General features: G+C 75.9%; 22 protein-coding genes. 12 read left to right on the plus strand and 10 right to left on the minus strand.

From position 1 onward, the window contains the following. Window positions 1-15 precede the first annotated feature (15 nt). A complete protein-coding gene (locus tag ACIQI7_RS30420; protein WP_401116185.1) occupies window positions 16-597 on the minus strand; it encodes a hypothetical protein in 582 nt (193 codons plus the stop codon). Window positions 598-796: 199 nt separating this feature from the next. Between ACIQI7_RS30420 and ACIQI7_RS30425 the strand changes: the two genes are divergently transcribed. Beyond that, a complete protein-coding gene (locus ACIQI7_RS30425) occupies window positions 797-1,186 on the plus strand; it encodes a thioredoxin family protein (protein WP_387758269.1) in 390 nt (129 codons plus the stop codon). A gap of 106 nt (window positions 1,187-1,292) precedes the next feature. Here the strand turns inward: ACIQI7_RS30425 and ACIQI7_RS30430 are convergent, their stop codons facing one another. Continuing rightward, window positions 1,293-2,255 (minus strand): helix-turn-helix transcriptional regulator, encoded by a 963-nt coding sequence (locus ACIQI7_RS30430; protein WP_401116190.1) that lies wholly within the window; start codon window positions 2,253-2,255, stop codon window positions 1,293-1,295. A gap of 328 nt (window positions 2,256-2,583) precedes the next feature. Between ACIQI7_RS30430 and ACIQI7_RS30435 the strand changes: the two genes are divergently transcribed. From ACIQI7_RS30435 to ACIQI7_RS30455, 5 genes are all read left to right on the plus strand, one after another. Beyond that, a complete protein-coding gene (locus tag ACIQI7_RS30435) occupies window positions 2,584-3,318 on the plus strand; it encodes an alpha/beta fold hydrolase (protein WP_401116193.1) in 735 nt (244 codons plus the stop codon). A 218-nt stretch (window positions 3,319-3,536) separates the two neighbouring features. Further along, window positions 3,537-3,899: a hypothetical protein gene (locus ACIQI7_RS30440; protein WP_401116196.1), complete on the plus strand. Its 363-nt coding sequence runs from the start codon at window positions 3,537-3,539 to the stop codon at window positions 3,897-3,899. Then, window positions 3,896-5,356: a dihydrolipoyl dehydrogenase family protein gene (locus ACIQI7_RS30445; protein ID WP_401116199.1), complete on the plus strand. Its 1,461-nt coding sequence runs from the start codon at window positions 3,896-3,898 to the stop codon at window positions 5,354-5,356. Before ACIQI7_RS30440 ends, ACIQI7_RS30445 begins: the two co-directional genes overlap by 4 nt. Window positions 5,357-5,539: 183 nt before the next feature. Beyond that, on the plus strand, window positions 5,540-6,634 hold the full coding sequence (locus ACIQI7_RS30450) for a WD40/YVTN/BNR-like repeat-containing protein (protein ID WP_401116202.1): 1,095 nt from the start codon (window positions 5,540-5,542) through the stop codon (window positions 6,632-6,634). Between the two features lie 243 nt (window positions 6,635-6,877). Further along, window positions 6,878-7,630, plus strand: coding sequence for a GNAT family N-acetyltransferase (locus ACIQI7_RS30455; protein WP_401116205.1), 753 nt, complete (start codon window positions 6,878-6,880; stop codon window positions 7,628-7,630). A gap of 35 nt (window positions 7,631-7,665) precedes the next feature. On the opposite strand, the gene ACIQI7_RS30460 is transcribed toward ACIQI7_RS30455, so the two are convergent. Then, window positions 7,666-8,523, minus strand: a complete 858-nt coding sequence (locus tag ACIQI7_RS30460; RefSeq protein WP_401116208.1) for an EamA family transporter — start codon at window positions 8,521-8,523, stop codon at window positions 7,666-7,668. A 71-nt stretch (window positions 8,524-8,594) separates the two neighbouring features. Here ACIQI7_RS30460 and ACIQI7_RS30465 point away from each other — a divergent pair, with 71 nt between their 5' ends. Together ACIQI7_RS30465 and ACIQI7_RS30470 are read left to right on the plus strand one after the other, a co-directional pair. After that, entirely contained in the window at window positions 8,595-9,461 is an 867-nt protein-coding gene (locus ACIQI7_RS30465; protein WP_401116211.1) for a MurR/RpiR family transcriptional regulator, read from the plus strand. A gap of 227 nt (window positions 9,462-9,688) precedes the next feature. Further along, a complete protein-coding gene (locus ACIQI7_RS30470; RefSeq protein ID WP_387758257.1) occupies window positions 9,689-10,717 on the plus strand; it encodes a LacI family DNA-binding transcriptional regulator in 1,029 nt (342 codons plus the stop codon). Window positions 10,718-10,779: 62 nt separating this feature from the next. On the opposite strand, the gene ACIQI7_RS30475 is transcribed toward ACIQI7_RS30470, so the two are convergent. The 3 genes from ACIQI7_RS30475 to ACIQI7_RS30485 all read right to left on the minus strand — a co-directional run bounded on the left by ACIQI7_RS30475 (window position 10,780) and on the right by ACIQI7_RS30485 (window position 12,525). Next, window positions 10,780-11,298, minus strand: coding sequence for a GNAT family N-acetyltransferase (locus ACIQI7_RS30475; RefSeq protein ID WP_387758255.1), 519 nt, complete (start codon window positions 11,296-11,298; stop codon window positions 10,780-10,782). Window positions 11,299-11,416: 118 nt separating this feature from the next. Continuing rightward, window positions 11,417-11,878 carry a molybdopterin-dependent oxidoreductase gene (locus ACIQI7_RS30480; RefSeq protein WP_401116215.1) on the minus strand — a complete coding sequence of 154 codons (462 nt, stop codon included), beginning with the start codon at window positions 11,876-11,878 and terminating at the stop codon, window positions 11,417-11,419. Between the two features lie 182 nt (window positions 11,879-12,060). Next, a complete protein-coding gene (locus tag ACIQI7_RS30485; protein ID WP_401116548.1) occupies window positions 12,061-12,525 on the minus strand; it encodes a MarR family winged helix-turn-helix transcriptional regulator in 465 nt (154 codons plus the stop codon). 137 nt (window positions 12,526-12,662) lie between these two features. On the opposite strand from ACIQI7_RS30485, the gene ACIQI7_RS30490 reads away from it, so the two are divergent. Next, window positions 12,663-13,445 carry a dioxygenase gene (locus tag ACIQI7_RS30490; protein ID WP_401116218.1) on the plus strand — a complete coding sequence of 261 codons (783 nt, stop codon included), beginning with the start codon at window positions 12,663-12,665 and terminating at the stop codon, window positions 13,443-13,445. A 68-nt stretch (window positions 13,446-13,513) separates the two neighbouring features. Here the strand turns inward: ACIQI7_RS30490 and ACIQI7_RS30495 are convergent, their stop codons facing one another. Further along, complete coding sequence (locus tag ACIQI7_RS30495) at window positions 13,514-14,161, minus strand: NAD(P)-dependent oxidoreductase (RefSeq protein ID WP_401116221.1); 648 nt, start codon at window positions 14,159-14,161, stop codon at window positions 13,514-13,516. A gap of 144 nt (window positions 14,162-14,305) precedes the next feature. On the opposite strand from ACIQI7_RS30495, the gene ACIQI7_RS30500 reads away from it, so the two are divergent. Continuing rightward, a complete protein-coding gene (locus tag ACIQI7_RS30500; RefSeq protein WP_401116224.1) occupies window positions 14,306-14,899 on the plus strand; it encodes a maleylpyruvate isomerase N-terminal domain-containing protein in 594 nt (197 codons plus the stop codon). 9 nt (window positions 14,900-14,908) lie between these two features. Here the strand turns inward: ACIQI7_RS30500 and ACIQI7_RS30505 are convergent, their stop codons facing one another. From ACIQI7_RS30505 to ACIQI7_RS30515, 3 genes are read right to left on the minus strand one after another with little or no spacing between them, the layout of a single operon-like run. Beyond that, complete coding sequence (locus ACIQI7_RS30505; protein WP_401116227.1) at window positions 14,909-15,295, minus strand: VOC family protein; 387 nt, start codon at window positions 15,293-15,295, stop codon at window positions 14,909-14,911. 9 nt (window positions 15,296-15,304) lie between these two features. After that, entirely contained in the window at window positions 15,305-15,850 is a 546-nt protein-coding gene (locus ACIQI7_RS30510; RefSeq protein WP_401116230.1) for a GNAT family N-acetyltransferase, read from the minus strand. Continuing rightward, the gene (locus ACIQI7_RS30515) at window positions 15,847-16,308 is read right to left on the minus strand and encodes a group II truncated hemoglobin (protein ID WP_401116233.1); all 462 of its coding nucleotides are present in this window, start codon (window positions 16,306-16,308) and stop codon (window positions 15,847-15,849) included. Before ACIQI7_RS30515 ends, ACIQI7_RS30510 begins: the two co-directional genes overlap by 4 nt. 225 nt (window positions 16,309-16,533) lie before the next feature. Here ACIQI7_RS30515 and ACIQI7_RS30520 point away from each other — a divergent pair, with 225 nt between their 5' ends. Together ACIQI7_RS30520 and ACIQI7_RS30525 are read left to right on the plus strand one after the other, a co-directional pair. Continuing rightward, the gene (locus tag ACIQI7_RS30520; RefSeq protein ID WP_401116236.1) at window positions 16,534-17,298 is read left to right on the plus strand and encodes an SDR family NAD(P)-dependent oxidoreductase; all 765 of its coding nucleotides are present in this window, start codon (window positions 16,534-16,536) and stop codon (window positions 17,296-17,298) included. 14 nt (window positions 17,299-17,312) lie between these two features. Then, window positions 17,313-17,786, plus strand: coding sequence for a MerR family transcriptional regulator (locus ACIQI7_RS30525; RefSeq protein WP_401116239.1), 474 nt, complete (start codon window positions 17,313-17,315; stop codon window positions 17,784-17,786). Window positions 17,787-17,804: the final 18 nt, after the last annotated feature.

Consider the following 17,804-nt stretch of genomic DNA (forward strand, 5'->3'; position numbering starts at 1 on the left):
GGCGGTCGGAACCGGTCAGTAGCCCGGGGTGCCGGGCATCGGGCTGCCGGGCGCGGGGGCACCGGGCATCGGGTTGCCGGGGCCCGCCGGGCTCGGTGTGGAGCCGCCCGGGGTGCCCGCCCTGTCGCCGCCCGGGGTCAGCGCGAACCAGGTGCCGCCGACGCCCTGGCCCTTGGTGTCGCCGGGCTTGGTGTCCGGCGAGTAGCGGTACGCCGGCCAGCCGTCGAGGGTGACCTGTTCGGTGCCGTCGGCACGGGTGACGGTGCCGACCAGCTTGCTGTCGATGCCCTTCACCGTGACGTCGCCGTCGGCGTGCTCGGGCGGCCAGACCACGGCGCAGCTCCCGTTGCAGGAGGACTCCGGCGGGCTGTTGCGGTCCTGGTCGAAGCGGTAGAGCGTGAAGCCGGCGCCGTCGGTGACGATCGTGCCCAGCTTCGGGTCCTGGGCGGTCTGCAGGGTGACGCCCGCCGGGGCGCTCGGCCTGCTCGACGGACCCGAGGAGCCGCCGGACGATCCGCAGCCGGCGATCAGGGCGGCCGCCGCGATGCCGGACGCGGCCAGCACGGCGGTCCGACGGGTGCGGAGTGTGCTGCGCATGGGGTGCCTCCCGCACGGGGGAATGGATCGGGACGGACCGGACACCCTCCTGTACGGGCGGCGGCCGCCGGCTGCTCAGTCCCGGACGCCGGGGTTACCGGCGCCCCGGCCGGAATACCCCGCCGACCGGGGCCGTTGTGGCGGGCACCAGGCCCGAACCGGCCCGGACCGCCACCTCCGGAAGGGAAGGAAGCGCGAGATGAGCAGCACGGTCGAGCTGACCAAGGAGAACTTCGACGAGATCGTCCCGGGCCCGGAGGGCAAGGACTTCGTCTTCATCGACTTCTGGGCCGGGTGGTGCGGGCCGTGCCGCCAGTTCGCCCCGGTGTACGAGAAGGCGGCCGAGCGCCACTCGGACCTGGTCTTCGCCAAGGTGGACACCGAGGCGCAGCAGGAGCTGGCCGCCGCGTTCGACATCCAGTCGATCCCGACACTGGCGATCATCCGTGAGGGCGTGCTCGTCTTCTCGCAGCCCGGAGCGCTGCCGGAGGCGGTGTTCGAGGACCTGATCGGCCAGGCCCGCGGCCTGGACATGGCCGAGGTGAAGCGCAAGGTCGCCGAGGAGCAGGCGGCCGGCGGCCAGGCCTGATCCGGACGTCCGAGGGCCCGGGGAGCATGGTCTCCCCGGGCCCTCGCCGTTCCCGGCCCTCCTGTCGGCCCCCGCGCGTGGCCGCCGCGCCCGGGCTCCTCGGCTGTCAGCCGGGGTCGGCGCCCCAGGCGGCGAGCCGGGCCGCGAGCGCCCGTACCTCGGCGCGCAGCGCGGCGGGCTCCCGGACGGTGAACGGCCATCCCAGCCCGGCCAGCAGCACCGCGACGCCGTCCAGGTTCTGCGCCCGGGCCCGCAGCAGCACCCGGTCCTCGGCGAGTCCGGTCAGCGTGCCGACGGCGGGCGGCAGCCGGCGGCGGGCCTCGGCGAGGGTGGTCTCCAGCTCCACCTCGACCCGGTGCCGCCAGGGCACCTCGGCCAGTGACTCCACCACCCGCTGGACCGGGTCGAAGTCCTCGGGCGGTTCGAAGCCGGTCTCGCCCCGCTCGACCCGGGTGATCCGGTCCAGCCGGAAGGTGCGCGGCGCGCCGCTGCGGTGGTCGAGCCCGGTGGTGTACCAGCGCCCGGAGTGGAAGACCAGCCCGTACGGGTCGAACTCGCGCTCGCTGGGCCGGTCCTCACGGTCCCGGTAGGAGAGCCGCACCCGGCGCCGCCGGCGGGCCGCCTCGGCCAGGGTGAACAGCGCGGCGGCGGCCGGGCCGGGTCCGGTGGCGGGGAGGGCGGTGAGGCCGAGGGTCTGTTCGACGGCGGAGACGCGTTCGCGCAGCGGCGGCGGCAGGACCCGCTGGATCTTGGCGAGGGCGGTTTCGGTGGCGCCCTCCCCCACCGACAGGCCGGAGCTGCGGCCGGCCAGCAGGCCGAGCACCACGGAGGCGGCCTCGTCCGGGTTGAGCATCAGCGGCGGCAGCCGGTAGCCGGGCCGCAGGCGGTAGCCCCCGTAGCGGCCGCGGTCGGCCTGGACGGGGATGCCGAGTTCGGCCAGCCGGGCGGCGTAGCGGCGGACGGTGCGCTCGTCCACGTCCAGCCGGGCGGCCAGTTCGGCGCCGGTCAGGCCGGGGCGGTCCTGGAGCAGTTCCAGCAGGGCGAGGACGCGGCTGACCGGGTGCTCCACCGTGCGCTCCTTTCCGTCTCCGCGCCGCTTTCCGTACCGGCCCGCGCCCGCTCTCCGTGCCGCGTCCGTGCCGCTCTCCGTGCCGCGTCCGTGCCGTTTCCTGACGTCCTTCCGGGCGCCCGGCGGCGACGCGGGAGAAATCCGGGCGACTTCTGTCCGGATCCGATCCTAGAGTCGGCGGTGAAGGAGGCCCCACCGGGGCGATGCCCTCCGCGGGCCCGTCGAGGCCGTCGACGCCTGCCGGGGCTCGACCGGGCCCGCCGGCTCGGCCCGCCCCGGCGCGCCGAGGCCTCCGCGACATCCCCACCGACGAATGGAGTGATCCGCCATGAGCACGTTCGTACTGGTCCCCGGTTTCTGGATCGGGGCCTGGGCCTGGGACGAGGTCGCCGAAGCGCTGCGCGCGGACGGCCACCGGGTGTACGCCGTCAGCCTGCCCGGAGTGGCCGAACGGGCGGTCGAGAAAGGTGAGTTCGGGCTGGAGGACCACATCGCCGACCTCGCCGGGCTGCTGGTCCGGGAGGACCTGTCGGACGTCGTCGTGGTCGCGCACAGCGGCGCCTGCGCCCCGGTCGGCGGGCTCGCGGACCGGCTGCCGGAGCGGATCCGCCGGGTGGTCTACCTGGACAGCGGCCCGCTGATCGACGGCTCCGCGCTCTTCGACGTCTGGCAGCCCGACTACCAGCGGGCGGCCGAGGCCTCGGTGGTCGACGGCCGTCTGCCGATGCCGTCCTGGGAGTTCCTGGCGGAGCACGGCGCGAGCGTGGCGGGGCTGGACGAGGCGACCCTCGCACGCGTCCGCTCCCGCGCCACCCCGCACCCGGCCGGGGTGTACCGGGACCGGCTGCGGCTGACCGGTGCCGGGGCCGCGCTGCCGCAGGCGCTGGTCTCCTGCTCCTTCCCGCTGTCCCAGGTGCGCGAGCTGATCGCCGCCGGGCACCCGTACTTCGCCGGGATGTCCGGGCCGAACTGGGAGCTGCGCGAACTGCCCACCGGGCACTGGCCGATGTTCTCCCGCCCGGCCGATACGGCGGCGGTGCTGGCGGAGCTCGCCGCGCTCTGAGCCCGGCGGTCCGTCCGGTGGCGCGTCCGCCGCTCGGGCCGCCGCCGCTCGGGCCGCCGTCGCCGGCCGCCGCTCCCGGCCGCCGCCGGGCCCCGGGACTGTCCCGTCCGCGTCCGGCGGTGTTCCGACGGCGCCCTCGGCGTGTCCGTCCGTCGCGCGAGCACGCCCGGACCGGCAGGATGGGGCCCACGCCGTACCCGAGCGAAGAGCGAGCACCCGTGCGCGAGCAGCCCAGCCGTACCGAACCGCCGGACTCCGGACCGGAGTTCCGGCCGGACGGCGGTGCGGGGCGGCCCGCCCGGCCGGGCACCCCGCCCGGCTCCCGCACCGTGGTCACCCCGCGGCTGCGCCCCGAGCGGGAGAAGTGGCCGCGGCAGGCGGCCCGGTTCGGGCTCGGGTACGGGTACGGGTACGACGGCGGCCGCGGCCCGAGCTCCCGGAGGGCCGCCCCGGCGGGCGGACCGACCGGCGGGCCGGCCACGGACCGGCGCGTCCGACCGCACGACAACCGCGAGCGCACACCCGCCACCGCCGCCCCGCGGACCGGGGCGGCCATCGAGACGACGGAGGACCGGGCATGACCAGCACCGCCGAGGAGTACGACGTCATCGTCCTGGGGGCCGGCCCGACCGGCGAGAACGTGGCCGACCGGACGGTCGCCGCCGGGCTGCGCACCGTGATCGTGGAGGCCGAGCTGGTCGGCGGCGAGTGCTCCTACTGGGCCTGCATGCCCAGCAAGGCGCTGCTGCGGCCGGTGGCCGCGCTGGCCGACGCCCGTGCGGTGGCCGGTTCCCGGGAGGCGGTCGGCGACCGGCGGCTGGACCCGGCCGCGGTGCTCGCCCGGCGGAACTCCTTCGCCTCCGACTGGCAGGACGACGGCCAGGTGCAGTGGCTGCGGGACACCGGCATCGAGCTGGTCCGCGGCCACGGCCGGCTGGCCGGGGTGCGGACGGTGACGGTGGAGGCCGAGGACGGCAGCGAGCGGGTGCTCACCGCCCGGCACGCCGTCGCGGTGTGCACCGGCAGCCGCCCGGTCCTGCCCGCGCACGTGCCGGGGCTCGCCGAGGCCCACCCGTGGACCAACCGGGAGGCGACCGGCTCGCAGTCCGTCCCCGGGCGGCTGGCGGTGGTCGGCGGCGGGGTGGTCGGGGTGGAGATGGCCGCCGCCTGGCGGGCGCTCGGCTCCGAGGTGGTGCTGCTGGTGCGCGGCGACGGGCTGCTGCCGCGGATGGAGCCGTTCGCGGGCGAGCTGGTCGCGGAGGGCCTGCGGGCTGCCGGAGTGGACCTCCGCTTCGGCACCGAGGTCACCGCGCTGGAGCGGGCGGACGGCTCCGGGCCGGTGACCCTCACCCTCGACGACGGCGGGACGCTGACCGTCGACGAGGTGCTGTACGCGACCGGCCGGGCACCGCGCACCGCCGACATCGGGCTGGAGCAGGTCGGCCTGAAGCCTGGCGACTGGCTGGAGGTGGACGACAGCTGCACGGTGCTCAACGTGGACGGGGCGGACGGCGAGGGCGGCGAGTGGCTCTACGCCGCCGGGGACGTCAACCACCGGGCGCTGCTCACCCACCAGGGCAAGTACCAGGCCCGGATCACCGGTGCCGCGATCGCCGCCCGCGCCCAGGGACGCCCGCTGGACACCTCGCGCTGGGGCGCGCACGCCGCGTCCGCCGACCTCGCGGGCGCGCCCCAGGTGGTGTTCACCCAGCCCGAGGTCGCCGCCGTCGGTCTGACCCGGGCCGCCGCCGAGGAGGCCGGGCTACGGGTGAAGACCGTCGACCACGAGATCGGCTCCGTCGCCGGTGCCTCGCTCTACGGTGACGACTACCGCGGCCGGGCCAGGGTGGTCTTCGACCTGGACCGGCAGTTGATCGTCGGCGCCTGCCTGGTCGGCCCCGGGGTGGCCGAGCTGCTGCACTCGGCCACCGTCGCGGTGGTCGGCGAGGTCCCGATCGACCGGCTCTGGCACGCGGTGCCCGCGTACCCGACGATCAGCGAGGTCTGGCTGCGGCTGCTGGAGGACTGCCGGGGCTGACCCCGAACGGGGGCGGCCCCGCGACCAGCACGGGCGGCCCCCGGCCACGAACGGGCGGCCCCTCGAACGGATGTCGGCCTCCCGGGTGACCGGCGCGGCGAGATGTGACCACCGGTGGACGGCGGGACACTGGCAGTCGGGGGCGTCCCGGGGGGCCGTACTCGTGACCAGGTGGTGTGTGGCATGTCCGAGGTGCTGTTGGCGGTCGGAACCGAGAAGGGCCTCTTCCTCGGCCGCAGCCGCGACCGGCTGACGTGGGAGTTCAGCGGGCCGCACTTCCCGATGAACGCGATCTACTCCGTCTCGATCGACCGCCGCGACGGCCGGACCAGAGTGCTGGTCGGCGCCGACAGCAGCCACTGGGGGCCCTCGATCTGGCGCTCCGACGACCTGGGTGAGAGCTGGTTCGAGCCGCCGCAGCCGGCCATCCGCTTCCCGGAGTCCACGGGCGCCTCGCTCACCCGGGTCTGGCAGCTCCAGCCCGCCGGCGCGGAGGCCCCCGGCGTCGTCTACGCGGGCACCGAGCCGGCCGCGCTGTTCCGCTCCACCGACGGCGGCGAGACCTTCGCGCTGGTCGAGCCGCTCTGGAACCACCCCCAGCGGCCGCAGTGGGGAGCCGGTTACGGCGGCCAGGGCCTGCACACCATCCTGACCGACCCGCGGGACCCGCAGCGGCTGCTGATCGCCGTCTCCAGCGGCGGCGTCTACCGCAGCAAGGACGGCGGCGACAGCTGGCAGCCCTCCAACACCGGCCTGCGCGCCGAGTTCTTCCCGGAGGAGAGCCAGTACCCCGAGTTCGGCCAGTGCGTGCACAAGATCGCCGCGGACCCGGTCCACCCGGACCGGCTCTACCTCCAGAACCACGGCGGCGTCTACCGCAGCGACGACTGGGGCGGCAGCTGGCACTCGATCGTGGACGGGCTGCCCGCGGAGTTCGGCTTCGCCGTGGCCGCCCACCCGCGCCGGGCGGACACCGCCTACCTCTTCCCGCTCGGCGGCTCGGACGACCGCATCCCGCCCGGCCGCCGCTGCCGGGTCTTCCGCACCACCGACGGCGGCACCAGCTGGCAGCAGCTCGCCCAGGGCCTGCCCGGCGAGGACCACTACGGCATCGTGCTGCGCGACGCCCTGCGCACCGACGACGCCGACCCGGCCGGGATCTACTTCGGCAACCGGACCGGCGACGTGTACGGCAGCCGGGACGAGGGCGAGAGCTGGTCGCTGCTGGTCTCCCACCTGCCGGACGTGCTCTGCGTCCGGGCCGCGGTGGTGGCCTGACCCGGAGGGCGCCCGCCCGGGTGTGGCGACCGGCACCGGCAGACCGGCGTCGGCGGTCCCACGACGGTGACGCCGCGCCGGTACCCCACGACGGGGGCCCACGCCGGGCCCCACGCCGGGAGCTCCGCCCGGGAACTCCGCGCCGGCGGCCTGGAATAACCGGTTGCCGGACGGCAGGCCCTCGGTGAGCATGGCCGCCGACGGACGACCGCGGGATCCGACCGCGAGATTGTGGGGTGGGCCATGGCCGAGGACTGGGTGGTCAGGCGGGGTGCCGACGGCGAGCCGGTGCTGCGCTACGTGCTGGACGAGCGGGAGGGCCGGCCGTGGGCCGACCTGCTGGAAGTCCTGGACGAGTCGGTGGACGCCGCCGCGTTCATCCGGGCCGAGCTGCCCGGCTGGGTGGTCTCCGGCACTCCCGGGCTCGGCCGGGAGCTGGTGGCGCAGGGCGCGCGGGTGCTGCGGCACGCCCACACCTTCCGCCGCGACCTGCGCGCCGATCCCCCGCCCGCCGACTGGGCCGGGGCGCCGCTGCGCGAGGGCCTGCGGGCGGTGCCCTGCGACCGCGCGCCCGAGGAGCTGTACGAGTCCTGGCGGGCCGCCTTCCCCGCCGGCCATGTCGACCACTACCCGGGCGAGGACGCCCGGGTAGTGGCCGAGCGGCTCGCCCCCCTGCTCGCGGGCAAGGTCATCGGCCCGGTGCTGCCGTCCAGCGTGCTCGCCGTGGACGCGGAGGACCGCGTGGTCGCCGGGCTGGTCCTCACCGACCGCGACGGCCGGCCCTGGGTCGCCGACGTCTTCCGCCACCCGGAGCGCGGCTACCGCGGCCTCGGCGCCGACCTGCTGCGCCGGACGCTCGGGGACGCCGCCGAGCGCGGGCTCGCCGACGTGACCCTGGTGGTCTCCGAGGGCAACCCGGCCCGCCGGGTGTACGAGGCGCTGGACTTCGTGCTCCAGGAGACCTCGCTGACGGTCGTCGTCCCCGACGCGGGCTAATCGGAACCGCCGGAGCTCGCCCGCGCCCCGGCGCCTCAGGGCCGGGCGAGTTCCAGGACGGCGATCCCGCCCAGCACGGTGAACGCCGCCGTCAGCCGCAGCCGGCCGAGGCTCTCGCGGAACACCACGGCGGCGATCAGCGCGGCGATGACGATGCTGGTCTCGCGCAGCGCCGCGATCGTCGCCAAGTCCCCCCTGGCCTGTGCCCACACCACCAGCCCGTAGGCCGTCAGCGAGAGCACCCCGCCGACGACGCCCAGCGGCACCGCCCGCCCCGCCCCGGCGAGCAGCCCGGGGCCGCGCCGGACCCGGACGACCAGCGCCAGCACCGGCCCCTGGAGCAGGAACAGCCAGGCCACGTAGCCGCCGACCGTCCCGGACTCCCGTACGCCGCTGCCGTCCAGCACCGTGTACACCGCGATCATCACGCCCGTTCCGACGGCGGCCCCCAACGCGGGCAGCTGCGCCCGCCCGGGTATCCCCCGGGCGAAGGCCAGGCCGAACAGCCCGGAGGAGATCACCAGCACCCCCAGCAGCTCTCCGGTGCCCAGGTGCCGGCCGAGCACGGTGGCCGATATCAGCGCCACCAGCAGCGGCGCGCTGCCCCGGGCGACCGGGTACATCTGGCCGAAGTCGCCCAACTGGTAGGCCCGCAGCAGCAGCGCCGTGGACGCCACCTGGACCGCGACCGAGGCCAGCAGGTACGGCCAGGCGCGGGCCGCCGGCAGCGGGTTGAGCGCCACCAGGACGAGCCCGCAAGCCGCGTACGTCAGGTTGATCAGCGTGAAGCCGACCAGCTTGTCCGGGATCCGGTGCGCCAGGCCGTTCCAGACGGCGTGCAGCACCGCCGCCGTGAGCACGGCCACCGGCACCGCCGGAACACCTCCGGACATCACGGACCTCCCCTCGAACGACCGCCGGAAACCGACGGACCCGGAACGAGATTCCACGGTACCCTGGATCCATGGAAGAGCGTTCCGAATTTTTCACGCCCCTGGAATCCCGGCTGGCGGCCCAGATCCGGGCCCGGCTCGGCGAACTGCGCGGCACCGAGGCCCGGGTCGCCCAGGTGGTGCTGGACCGGGGCGCCGACCTGGTGCACCTGAGCGTCAGCGACGTCGCGACGCTGGCCGGCACCGCGCCCTCCTCGGTGGTCCGGGCCTGCCAGCGGCTGGGTTTCCGCGGCTACCAGGAGCTGAAGATCGCCGCCGCCCGGCAGGCCCCCGCCGCCGCGCCCGCGCCCGACGACGGGGGCGATCCGGCGGCTCGGGCGCTCACCGAGACCCTGCGCGCCGCCCGGGCCGCCCTGGACGGCCTGACCGCCACCCTCTCCGCCGCCGAGCTGCGGGCGGCCGCCGAACTGCTGGACGGCGCGGGCCGGGTGGTGCTGCTGGGCGCCGGGCTGTCCGGCGCGGTGGTGCTCGACCTCGCGTACCGGCTGCGCGCGCTCGGCCTGCTGGTGGACGCCCCGGCCGACCCGATCACCGCCCAGCTGGCCGCCGCCGGGCTCGGCCCGGGCACGGCCTGCCTGGCCGTCAGCCACACCGGCGCCACCCGCAGCGTGGTGGACGCCGCCCGGCGGGCCCGCGAGGCCGGGGCCGGGGTGCTGGCGCTCACCAGCTACGCCCGCTCGCCGCTGACCGAGACGGCCACCCTGGCCCTGGTCGCGGGCGGGCAGGACCTGGTCTTCGGCCTGGAGACCACCGCCAGCCGGCTCGCCCACCTGGCCGCCGTGGACGCCCTCGCCCAGACCCTGCTGGCCCTGCGCGGCCCCCGCGCCGAACGCGCCCTCGGCCTGTCGGCGGACGTCACCGCGGACTACGCGTACTAGCGGACCGTGGGCCCCGGCGGGATGTGCGAACCAGCGGACGGCTCCGCCCCCGGGGCCGTGCGGGCGGGGTGCGGAGCCACGGGCGGGGCGCCGGGCGGGCGCGTGCCTGTCCCGTCACCCTCCGGGCGGCCGGGGCCGGGGCCGGGACGCGACCGCGGAGGGCCGGTCGGGGCGCCCGGGGCCTCGGCAAACAGGCTGGTCGGAGGGGCTGTGTAGGCTCAACGGTCATGGCGAGGGTGACGCGGGACGATGTAGCGCGGGCGGCGGGGACGTCCACGGCGGTCGTGAGTTATGTGATCAACGACGGGCCGCGGCCGGTGGCGCCGGCGACCCGGGCGCGGGTGCTCGCGGCGGTCGAGGAGCTCGGCTACCGGCCGAACCGGGTCGCCCAGGCGATGGCCCGGCGGCGGACCGACCTGCTCGGGATGGTCGTGCCGGACGCCCGCCAGCCGTTCTTCGCCGGGCTCGCCCACGCCGTCGAGCAGGCCGCCGCCGAGCACGGCCGGCTGCTGCTGATCGGCAACTCCGACTACGCCGACGAGCGCGAGGCGCACTACATCCGCGCCTTCCTCGGGATGCAGGTGGACGGTCTGATCCTGGTCACCCAGGACCCGGCGACCCCCGGGCTGACCGGCTTCGACGTGGCCGACGGTACCCCGGTGGTGCTGCTGCACCACCGGGCGGAGAGCACCGACGGCGTCGCCGTGGTCGCGGACGACGAGGGCGGCGCCCGCGAGGTGGTCCGCCACCTGCTCGGGCACGGGCACGCCGAGGTGCACTGCTTCGGCGGCACCCGCGCGCTCAGCCCGCACGACCCGGTCACCGGGCGGACGGCCGGCTGGGTCGCCGCGCTGGAGGAGGCCGGGCTGCCCACCGAGGGACGGCTCACCCCGGCACCGTTCGACCGGGTCCGGGCGCACGCCGAGGCGCTCGCCCTGCTCGCCCGGCCCGACCGGCCGTCCGCCGTGTTCTGCGCGACGGACGACCAGGCGATCGGCCTGCTGCGGGCCGCCGACGACCTCGGCATCCGGGTGCCGGAGGACCTCGCGGTGGCCGGCTTCGACGACATCGCCGAGGCGGTGATCGCCGGGCCCGCGCTGACCACCGTCACCACGGCGCAGGACGAGATGGCGCGCGCCGCGCTGGAACTCGTCCTCGGCGGGCCGGAGCGCCGCGCCCGGGGCGCCCGCACCTTCCCGGCCCGGCTGGTGGTCCGGCGCTCCTGCGGCTGCCCGCCGGCCGCGGCGCGGGACTGACGCCGGGGCCGCCGGAACTGATGTCGGGCCGGCGCGGGGCCGGGACCGGCGCGGCCGGAGCGTCAGCCTTCGAGCAGTTCGTCCGCGAGCAGGTCCATCAGCACGTTGTCATGCCAGGTGCCGTCCGGCCCGCGCTCGTACTGGCGCATGGTGCCGACGGTGCGGAAGCCGACCTTGGTGTAGCAGCGGATCGCGGCGAGGTTGTCCGCGGCCGGGTCGATCACCAGCCGGTGGTAGTGGTGGTCGTGCACCAGGTGCCGGGCCATCGTGCGCACGGCGTCGGTGCCCAGGCCCAGGCCATGCACCGTCGGGTCGAGGTAGAGGTCCATCCCGGCGTGCCGGTACTCGTCGTCGTTGTTGGCGTACCACTGGATGGCGCCGACCACCTGGCCGCCGAGGTCGATCGCGAAGGTCTCGGTACCGGGCGATTCCAGGTCGTTGGCGACCTCGCCGGCCAGGTCGTCGCCGCCGCGCCAGCGGGCGAACACCTCGGGCGTGCCGCGGATGGCCGCCAGTGCCGGGATGTCCTCGCCGGTGGCCGGGCGGAGCGTGACCAAGGTGCCGTGCAGAATCGTCCCCATATCGGGCATGTTGGCATGGAAACCCGGCTCCGGCGAGTGTTTTCGGACCACCGTCCGGCCCATTCCGGCGTGCGGCGGCGGGGTTCGGGCGGCAGACCCGCGGGGCGGCGGCGGGCCGTCAGGCGGTGGGGCGCGCCGGGTGTCCGAGGGGGCCGAGCCAGACCGCGGTGACGGCACTGACGTAGCGGCCGCCGCAGTGGTCGTCGGGGACGACGAGCTGCGGGCCGACGGCGTCCAGCGGGGCGCCGTCCACGCTGGTGGCGAGCAGGATCCGCCGGCCGCCGAAGTCCGGGTCGATCTCGGCCCAGGAGACCACCGCCCGGTGGCCGTCGGCGCCGGCCACCGAGAGCAGGAAACGCAGCCGCTGCTTGCGGCCGGAGAAGTCGATCCGGGGCCGGGCAGCGCGCAGCACGTCCAGCAGGGCCGGGCCCTCGTAGGCGTGGTGCCGTTCGCCCGCCGTCCGGCAGTCGAAGCCGACTTCGACCCGGTGGGCGGGGAGGGTGCGCAGCTGCGCCACCGTCAGCTCGGCGGGGCGGTCGAGGTGGCCGTGGAGTCGGACGGTGGGCCTCGCCGGGGTCATGGTGCTCCCTCCTCGCGGGCCACGGCGCCGCGGCCCGCGAGAGGACTACCCGAGCGATGGGCCGAGCATTCGCAGATGCGATGGTGAATATAGTCCTCGGCTTGCAATTGCGGGGCTGGCGAGCGCGGGGCGTGAGCTGTCGGCGGAGCGGGCGCCATCGCCCGACGAGGGCGGGGCGGTCGTCAGACGTCCTCCGGGCGCAGCCGGGCACTGACCGCGCCGAGGCCCTCGGCGAGGACCGCGAGCTGCTCGCGGGTGAGCACGTCGATCAGCAGCTCGCGCACCAGGGCGACGTGTCCGGGCGCGGCCTGGCGCAGCGTCTCCCGCCCCTGGTCGGTGAGTTCGGCGATGACGCCGCGCACGTCGCTGGGGCAGGAGCGGCGGGCGACCAGGCCGGCCCGTTCCAGCTGGGTGACCTGGTAGGTCAGGCCGCTCTTGGAGGTGACCAGCTTGTCGGCGAGTTCGGTCATCCGCAGCGAGTCGCCGGGGGCGGCGGACAGGTGCACCAGGATCTCGTACTGCTGGTGGGAGAGCCCGGAGTCCTCCTTGAGCTGGCGTTCCAGCCGCCGGTTCAGCAGGTTGCTCGCGACCACGAAGCCCCGCCAGGCGGCCGCCTCGTCCGGGTCCAGCCAGCGGGGTTCGTTCAGAGAGGACATGGGTGAAGCCTACTCCTGTTGTTCAAATTCGAACGAAGGTGTACCGTCGACCGCAGTAGACGTTCAAATTTGAACTATCTGCCCACCGCCCACCGCCTATCCGGTCGAACGGTCCCGAGGAGGACGCCATGAGCACCGCGGCACCCGAGCGCATGCCCGCCCTGTACCTGTCGCACGGCGCTCCGCCGCTGGCCGACGACCCGATCTGGCCGGGCGAGCTGGCCGCCTGGTCCGCCGACCTGCCCCGGCCCAAGGCCGTCCTCATGGTCTCCGCCCACTGGGAGGAGGCCCCGCTCGCCCTCGGCGCCGTCACCACCCTCCCGCTGGTGTACGACTTCTGGGGCTTCCCCGAGCACTACTACCGGGTCCAGTACGCCGCCCCCGGCGCGCCGGAGCTCGCCGAGCGCGTGCGCAAACTGCTGCGCGCCCCCGGCACGCCCGTCCAGGACATCCCCGACCGGGGGCTCGACCACGGCGCGTACGTCCCGCTGGTAGAGATGTACCCGGACGCCGACGTCCCGGTGCTCCAGGTCTCGCTGCCCACCCTCGACCCGCAGCGACTGATGGAGATCGGCCGCAGGCTCGCCCCGCTGCGCGACGAGGGCGTGCTGATCGTCGGCAGCGGCTTCTTCACCCACAACCTGCGGGCGCTCAGCGACGACGGCCGGGTCACCTCGGTGATGGCCGAGTTCGACGACTGGGGTCGGCGCGCCCTGGAGGCCCACGACCTGGACGCGCTGCTCGACTTCGAGCACAAGGCCCCGGCCGGACGCCTCGCCCACCCGCGCACCGAGCACTTCGCCCCGCTGTTCGTCACCCTCGGCGCCGGCGAGGCCGACCTGGACAGCCAGCGCAGCGTCATCGACGGGTTCTGGATGGGCCTGGCCAAGCGCTCGATCCAGCTGGGCTGACCCCGCGGGGCCCGGCGCTCACACCTCCCGGGGGTCCTCCCGCGACCCGCCCGCGGTCCTCACGGTCCTCACGCGGAACAGCAGGTGAAGCGCTCGCCGATGTGCTCGGGCTGCTCGATCTCGTCCACCAGGGCGACCGCGTAGTCCGGCACCGTGATCCGGCTGCGCCCTTCGGCGTCGGTGAGCAGCTGCTCCAGGCCGGTGCGGTAGCGGCCGGTCCGCTCCCCCGGGCCGATCTCGGCGGCCGGGCTGAGCACCGTCCAGCGCAGGTCGGAGACCGTCCGGTAGTAGTCCAGCGCCTCGCCGTGGGCGTGCATGATCTGGCGGACCGGCTCCGGCAGGCCCGGGGTGTCCCAGACCCGGACGCCCGGCGCGGTCTCCAGGCTGCCCGCGCCGCCGACCGCGACCAGCCGGGGCGCCGCGTCGCCCAGCGCGCGCAGGCCCTCTACCAGGGAGCGGGCGGCGGGCTCGATCAGCGCCAGGTGGCCCGGGCCGTCGCCGCCGCCGACGGCGCTCACCAGCACGTCCTGGCCGCCCGCCACCCGGGTCACGTCCGCCGGGTCCAGCACGTCCGCGCGTTCCACGGAGGCGGCCCCGCCCCGGTAGTTACCCGGGTCGCGGACCACGGCCGTGACCTCGTGCCCGCGCGCCACCGCCTCGGCGACGACGGCGCTGCCGATGGTGCCGTTGGCGCCGATCACGGCGATTCTGGCCATGGGTACCTGCCTGCCTGGGGGCTCGCGCGGTGGGGGTGCCGGCGATCGGACGGAACGCGTCGGACAGGGTCGATTATCGGACGGACTCCCGGCGCGGGCCCGGGCGTTGGGCCTATCGTGTGACGTTCCGTCGAAGGAGTGATCATGCGCAACGGCGACCCCGTACGAACCGCCCTGGACGCCTCGCTGGCGGTCCTCGCCCCGCACACCGGGGACCGCGACTGGGACCTGCCCGCCGGACTCCTGGAGTGGAGCTGCCGCGACACCGCCGCCCACATCGCCCACGACCTGCTGGCCTACGCCGGCCAGCTCGCCGCCCGCCCCCGGGACCGCTACCTGCCGCTGGACCTCACCGTGCGGCCCGAGGCCGACCCGGCCCAGGTGCTCACCGTCGTCACCGCCGCCGGGCACCTGCTCGCCACCGCCCTGGACGCCGCCCCGCCCGAGCTGCGCGCCTACCACCACGGCCCCTGCGAGCCGCTCGGCTTCGCCGCGATGGGCGTCGCCGAGACCCTGTTGCACACCCACGACATCACCAGCGGCCTCGGCCTGGCCTGGCGGCCGCCGGCCGGACCGTGCCGCTTCGCGCTCGACCGGCTCTTCCCGGACGCGCCGCGGGAGCCGGCCGCTCACCCCGCGGAGGTCCTGCTCTGGTGCACCGGGCGCGCGGAACTGAACGGCCGCCCGCGCAGGTCCTCGTGGACCTGGCGGGCGGCCGTGGGCGAGTGGCCGGACTGACCCGGCCGGTCAGGCGCCCCCGGTGGCCGCCCGCTCGGCCTGGCTGCGCTCGACGCAGAACTCGTTGCCCTCCGGGTCCGCCAGGGTGACCCAGCCCCTGCCGTCCGGGGTGCGGCGGTCCGCCAGCACGGTGGCGCCCAGGACGACCAGGCGGGCCACCTCCTCGTCCCGGCCGCGGTCCTGCGGCTGGAGGTCGAGGTGCACCCGGTTCTTCGCCGACTTGCCCTCGGGCACCCGGATGAAGAGCAGCCCGGCGCCGGCGGACTCCACCAGGACCTCGTCGTCACCCGGGTTGTCGTCCTCGCCCAGGGTGCCCTCCAGGGCCTCGGCCCAGAAGCCGGCGAGGGCGTACGGATCGGCGCAGTCGATCGTCACGTGTCGTACCAGAGAAGCCATGTGCCTATCTCACCTGCGCCGATCGGATCCGTCCAGCCTTTTCCGGGAGTGCCGGTGGCCGTCCCGCGGGTACGGCGGGAAGGCCGGGACGATCTCCGTGAACGCGTAGCCGCTCTTCTCCGCGACCCGGCAGGAGGCGTGGTTGTCGCCCTCGTGCAGCAGGTCGATCCGGCGCAGGCCGTCCTCGGCGAAGGCGGCGAAGGCCCAGGCGGTGAGGGCCTCCACCGCGCGCGGGGCCACGCCCCGGCCGCGGGCCGGGCCGGCCGTCCAGTAGCCCACCTCGGCCGTCTCCCCGCCCGGGGTGCCGCGCTTGAGCACCACGTTGCCGACCAGCTCACCGGCGTCCAGGACGGCGAAGGAGTACCGGGTGCCGGCCGCCCGGCCCTCGTCCTGGAGGCGCAGCCAGTGCGCGGCCTGCTCGGCGTCGTCCACCGGGGTGAGGGTGAAGCGGCGCAGGGTCTCGTCCCGGTAGGCCTCGACCAGCGCGGGTGCGTCGGCGTCCTCGAAGGGGCGCAGCAGCAGGCCGTCGGCCACCGGGGCCGGGGCGGCGGTCACTTGAGGCCCTCCCAGCCCCAGCGCGGGGTCGGGCCGGGCTCGCCGAGGTCGGTGCCGGCCGGGGAGGCGGAGACGTCCTCGGCGATCCGGGTGCCCCAGTCGAAGTACTCCAGCACCCGGCGGCGGAGCAGTTCGTCCTCGGGCAGCTCCGCGCGGACGGCCTCGGCCATCAGCTCCATCCAGCGCAGCCGCTGCTCCTCGGTGATGGCCAGGCCCAGGTGGACGCGGAGCAGCGCCTGGTGGCCGCCCAGTTCGTCGGTGTAGCCGGTCGGGCCGCCGAAGACCTCGGCCAACCAGACCGCGACCCGCTCGATGTGGGTCGGGGTGAATCCGGCGAAGACCGGGGCGAGCAGGGGGTCGGCGAGGACGCCCCGGTAGAAGGTGTGGCTGAGCCGGCGCAGGGCGTCGATGCCGCCGACGGCCTCGTAGAGCGTGGTGTCGGGCCGTGGGTCGTTCATGGGTGTGCTCCCCGTGGGTGGACCGTGCGTTGGGGCCCTTCCTAGCAGTCGGAGGTGGCGGGCGGCGGGGCCCCTGGCCCCTGTTCGCGGCGGGCTCAGCAAGCGGAGCGGCGGGTTCGACAAACGGGGCGGGGCTCCCGTCGCGCGGGGCCGGGGGCCCCCGTCGCGGAAGGGCGGGGTTCCCGCTTGACCCTGACGTTGGCGGCAGGGTCGGAGGGTGGGCCCATGAGCGATGAGAGCGGGACGCGGGGCAGGGTCGTGGTGGTCACGGGGGCCGGGACGGGGATCGGGCGGGAGACCGCGCGGGCCTTCGCCGCCGAGGGGGCGCGGGTGCTGGCGGTGGGGCGGCGGTTCGAACCGCTGGAGGAGGCGGCGGCCGCGTTCCCCGCGCTGATCGAGCCGCTGGCCGCGGACGTGACCGGGCCGGGGGCGCCGGAGGAGATCGTCCGGGTGGCGCTGGAGCGGTTCGGACGGCTGGACGTGCTGGTCAACAACGCGGCGATCGTGCGGGACCGGCAGAGCATCGGCGGCTTCGACCGTACGGGCGTCGAGGCGCTGCTGACCACCAACCTGGTCGCCCCGGTGCTGCTCGGGCAGGCCGCGCTGCCCGAGCTGGAGCGGAGCCGGGGCGTGGTGGTCAACGTCAGCACCGCCGTCGGGCAGCGCGGCTGGCCGAGCAACTCGGTGTACGCGGCGAGCAAGGCGGCGCTGGAGACGGTCACTCGCAGCTGGGCGGTGGAACTGGCGCCGCGCGGCATCCGGGTGGTGGCGGTGGCGCCCGGGGCGATCGACACCCCGATCGGCGACCACTCCGGGTACGGCCCCGAGCAGCGGGCGGCGATCCGGAAGTGGCAGATCGAGCACACCCCGCTGGGCCGGATCGGCCGGCCGGCGGAGGTGGCCTGGGCGATCACCCAACTCGCCTCGCCGCAGGCCTCGTTCGTGACCGGCGTAGTGTTGTCGGTGGACGGCGGCGCGCTGGTGGGCTGACCGGGAGGGGACGGGTGGCGGTGCGGATCGGCGAGCTGGCGGCCCGGACGGGCAGTACCGCCCGGGCCCTGCGGCACTACGAGCAGGCCGGGTTGATCGACTCCGGCCGCGCGCCGAACGGCTACCGCGAGTACGGCGAGTCGGTGGTCGTCCGGGTGCGCAACATCCGCGCGCTGGTGGCCGCAGGGCTCACCCTGGAGGACCTCCGGCCGCTGCTGGGCTGCCTGGACGGGGACGTGCTGGCGGTCCGGCCGTCCGAGCGGGTGCTGGGGATCGTCCGGGAGCGGCTGGCGGTGCTGGAGCGCCGGATCGCCGCCCAGACCGAGGCCCGGGACCGGCTGGTGGCGGCGCTGGCGGCGGCCGGGGTGCCCGCGGAAGGGTCGCCCGGGGCCAAGCCGTACGAGGCCAAGCCGCACGGGGCCGAGCCGCACCGGGCCGGGCCGCACGCGGTGGCGCCGCCCGCCGCCGGGCCTCACGCGGACGGGTGACACCCCCGATCGGGGGTG

It is taken from the genome of Kitasatospora sp. NPDC092039, assembly GCF_044756065.1.
Taxonomy (GTDB): Bacteria; Actinomycetota; Actinomycetes; order Streptomycetales; family Streptomycetaceae; genus Kitasatospora.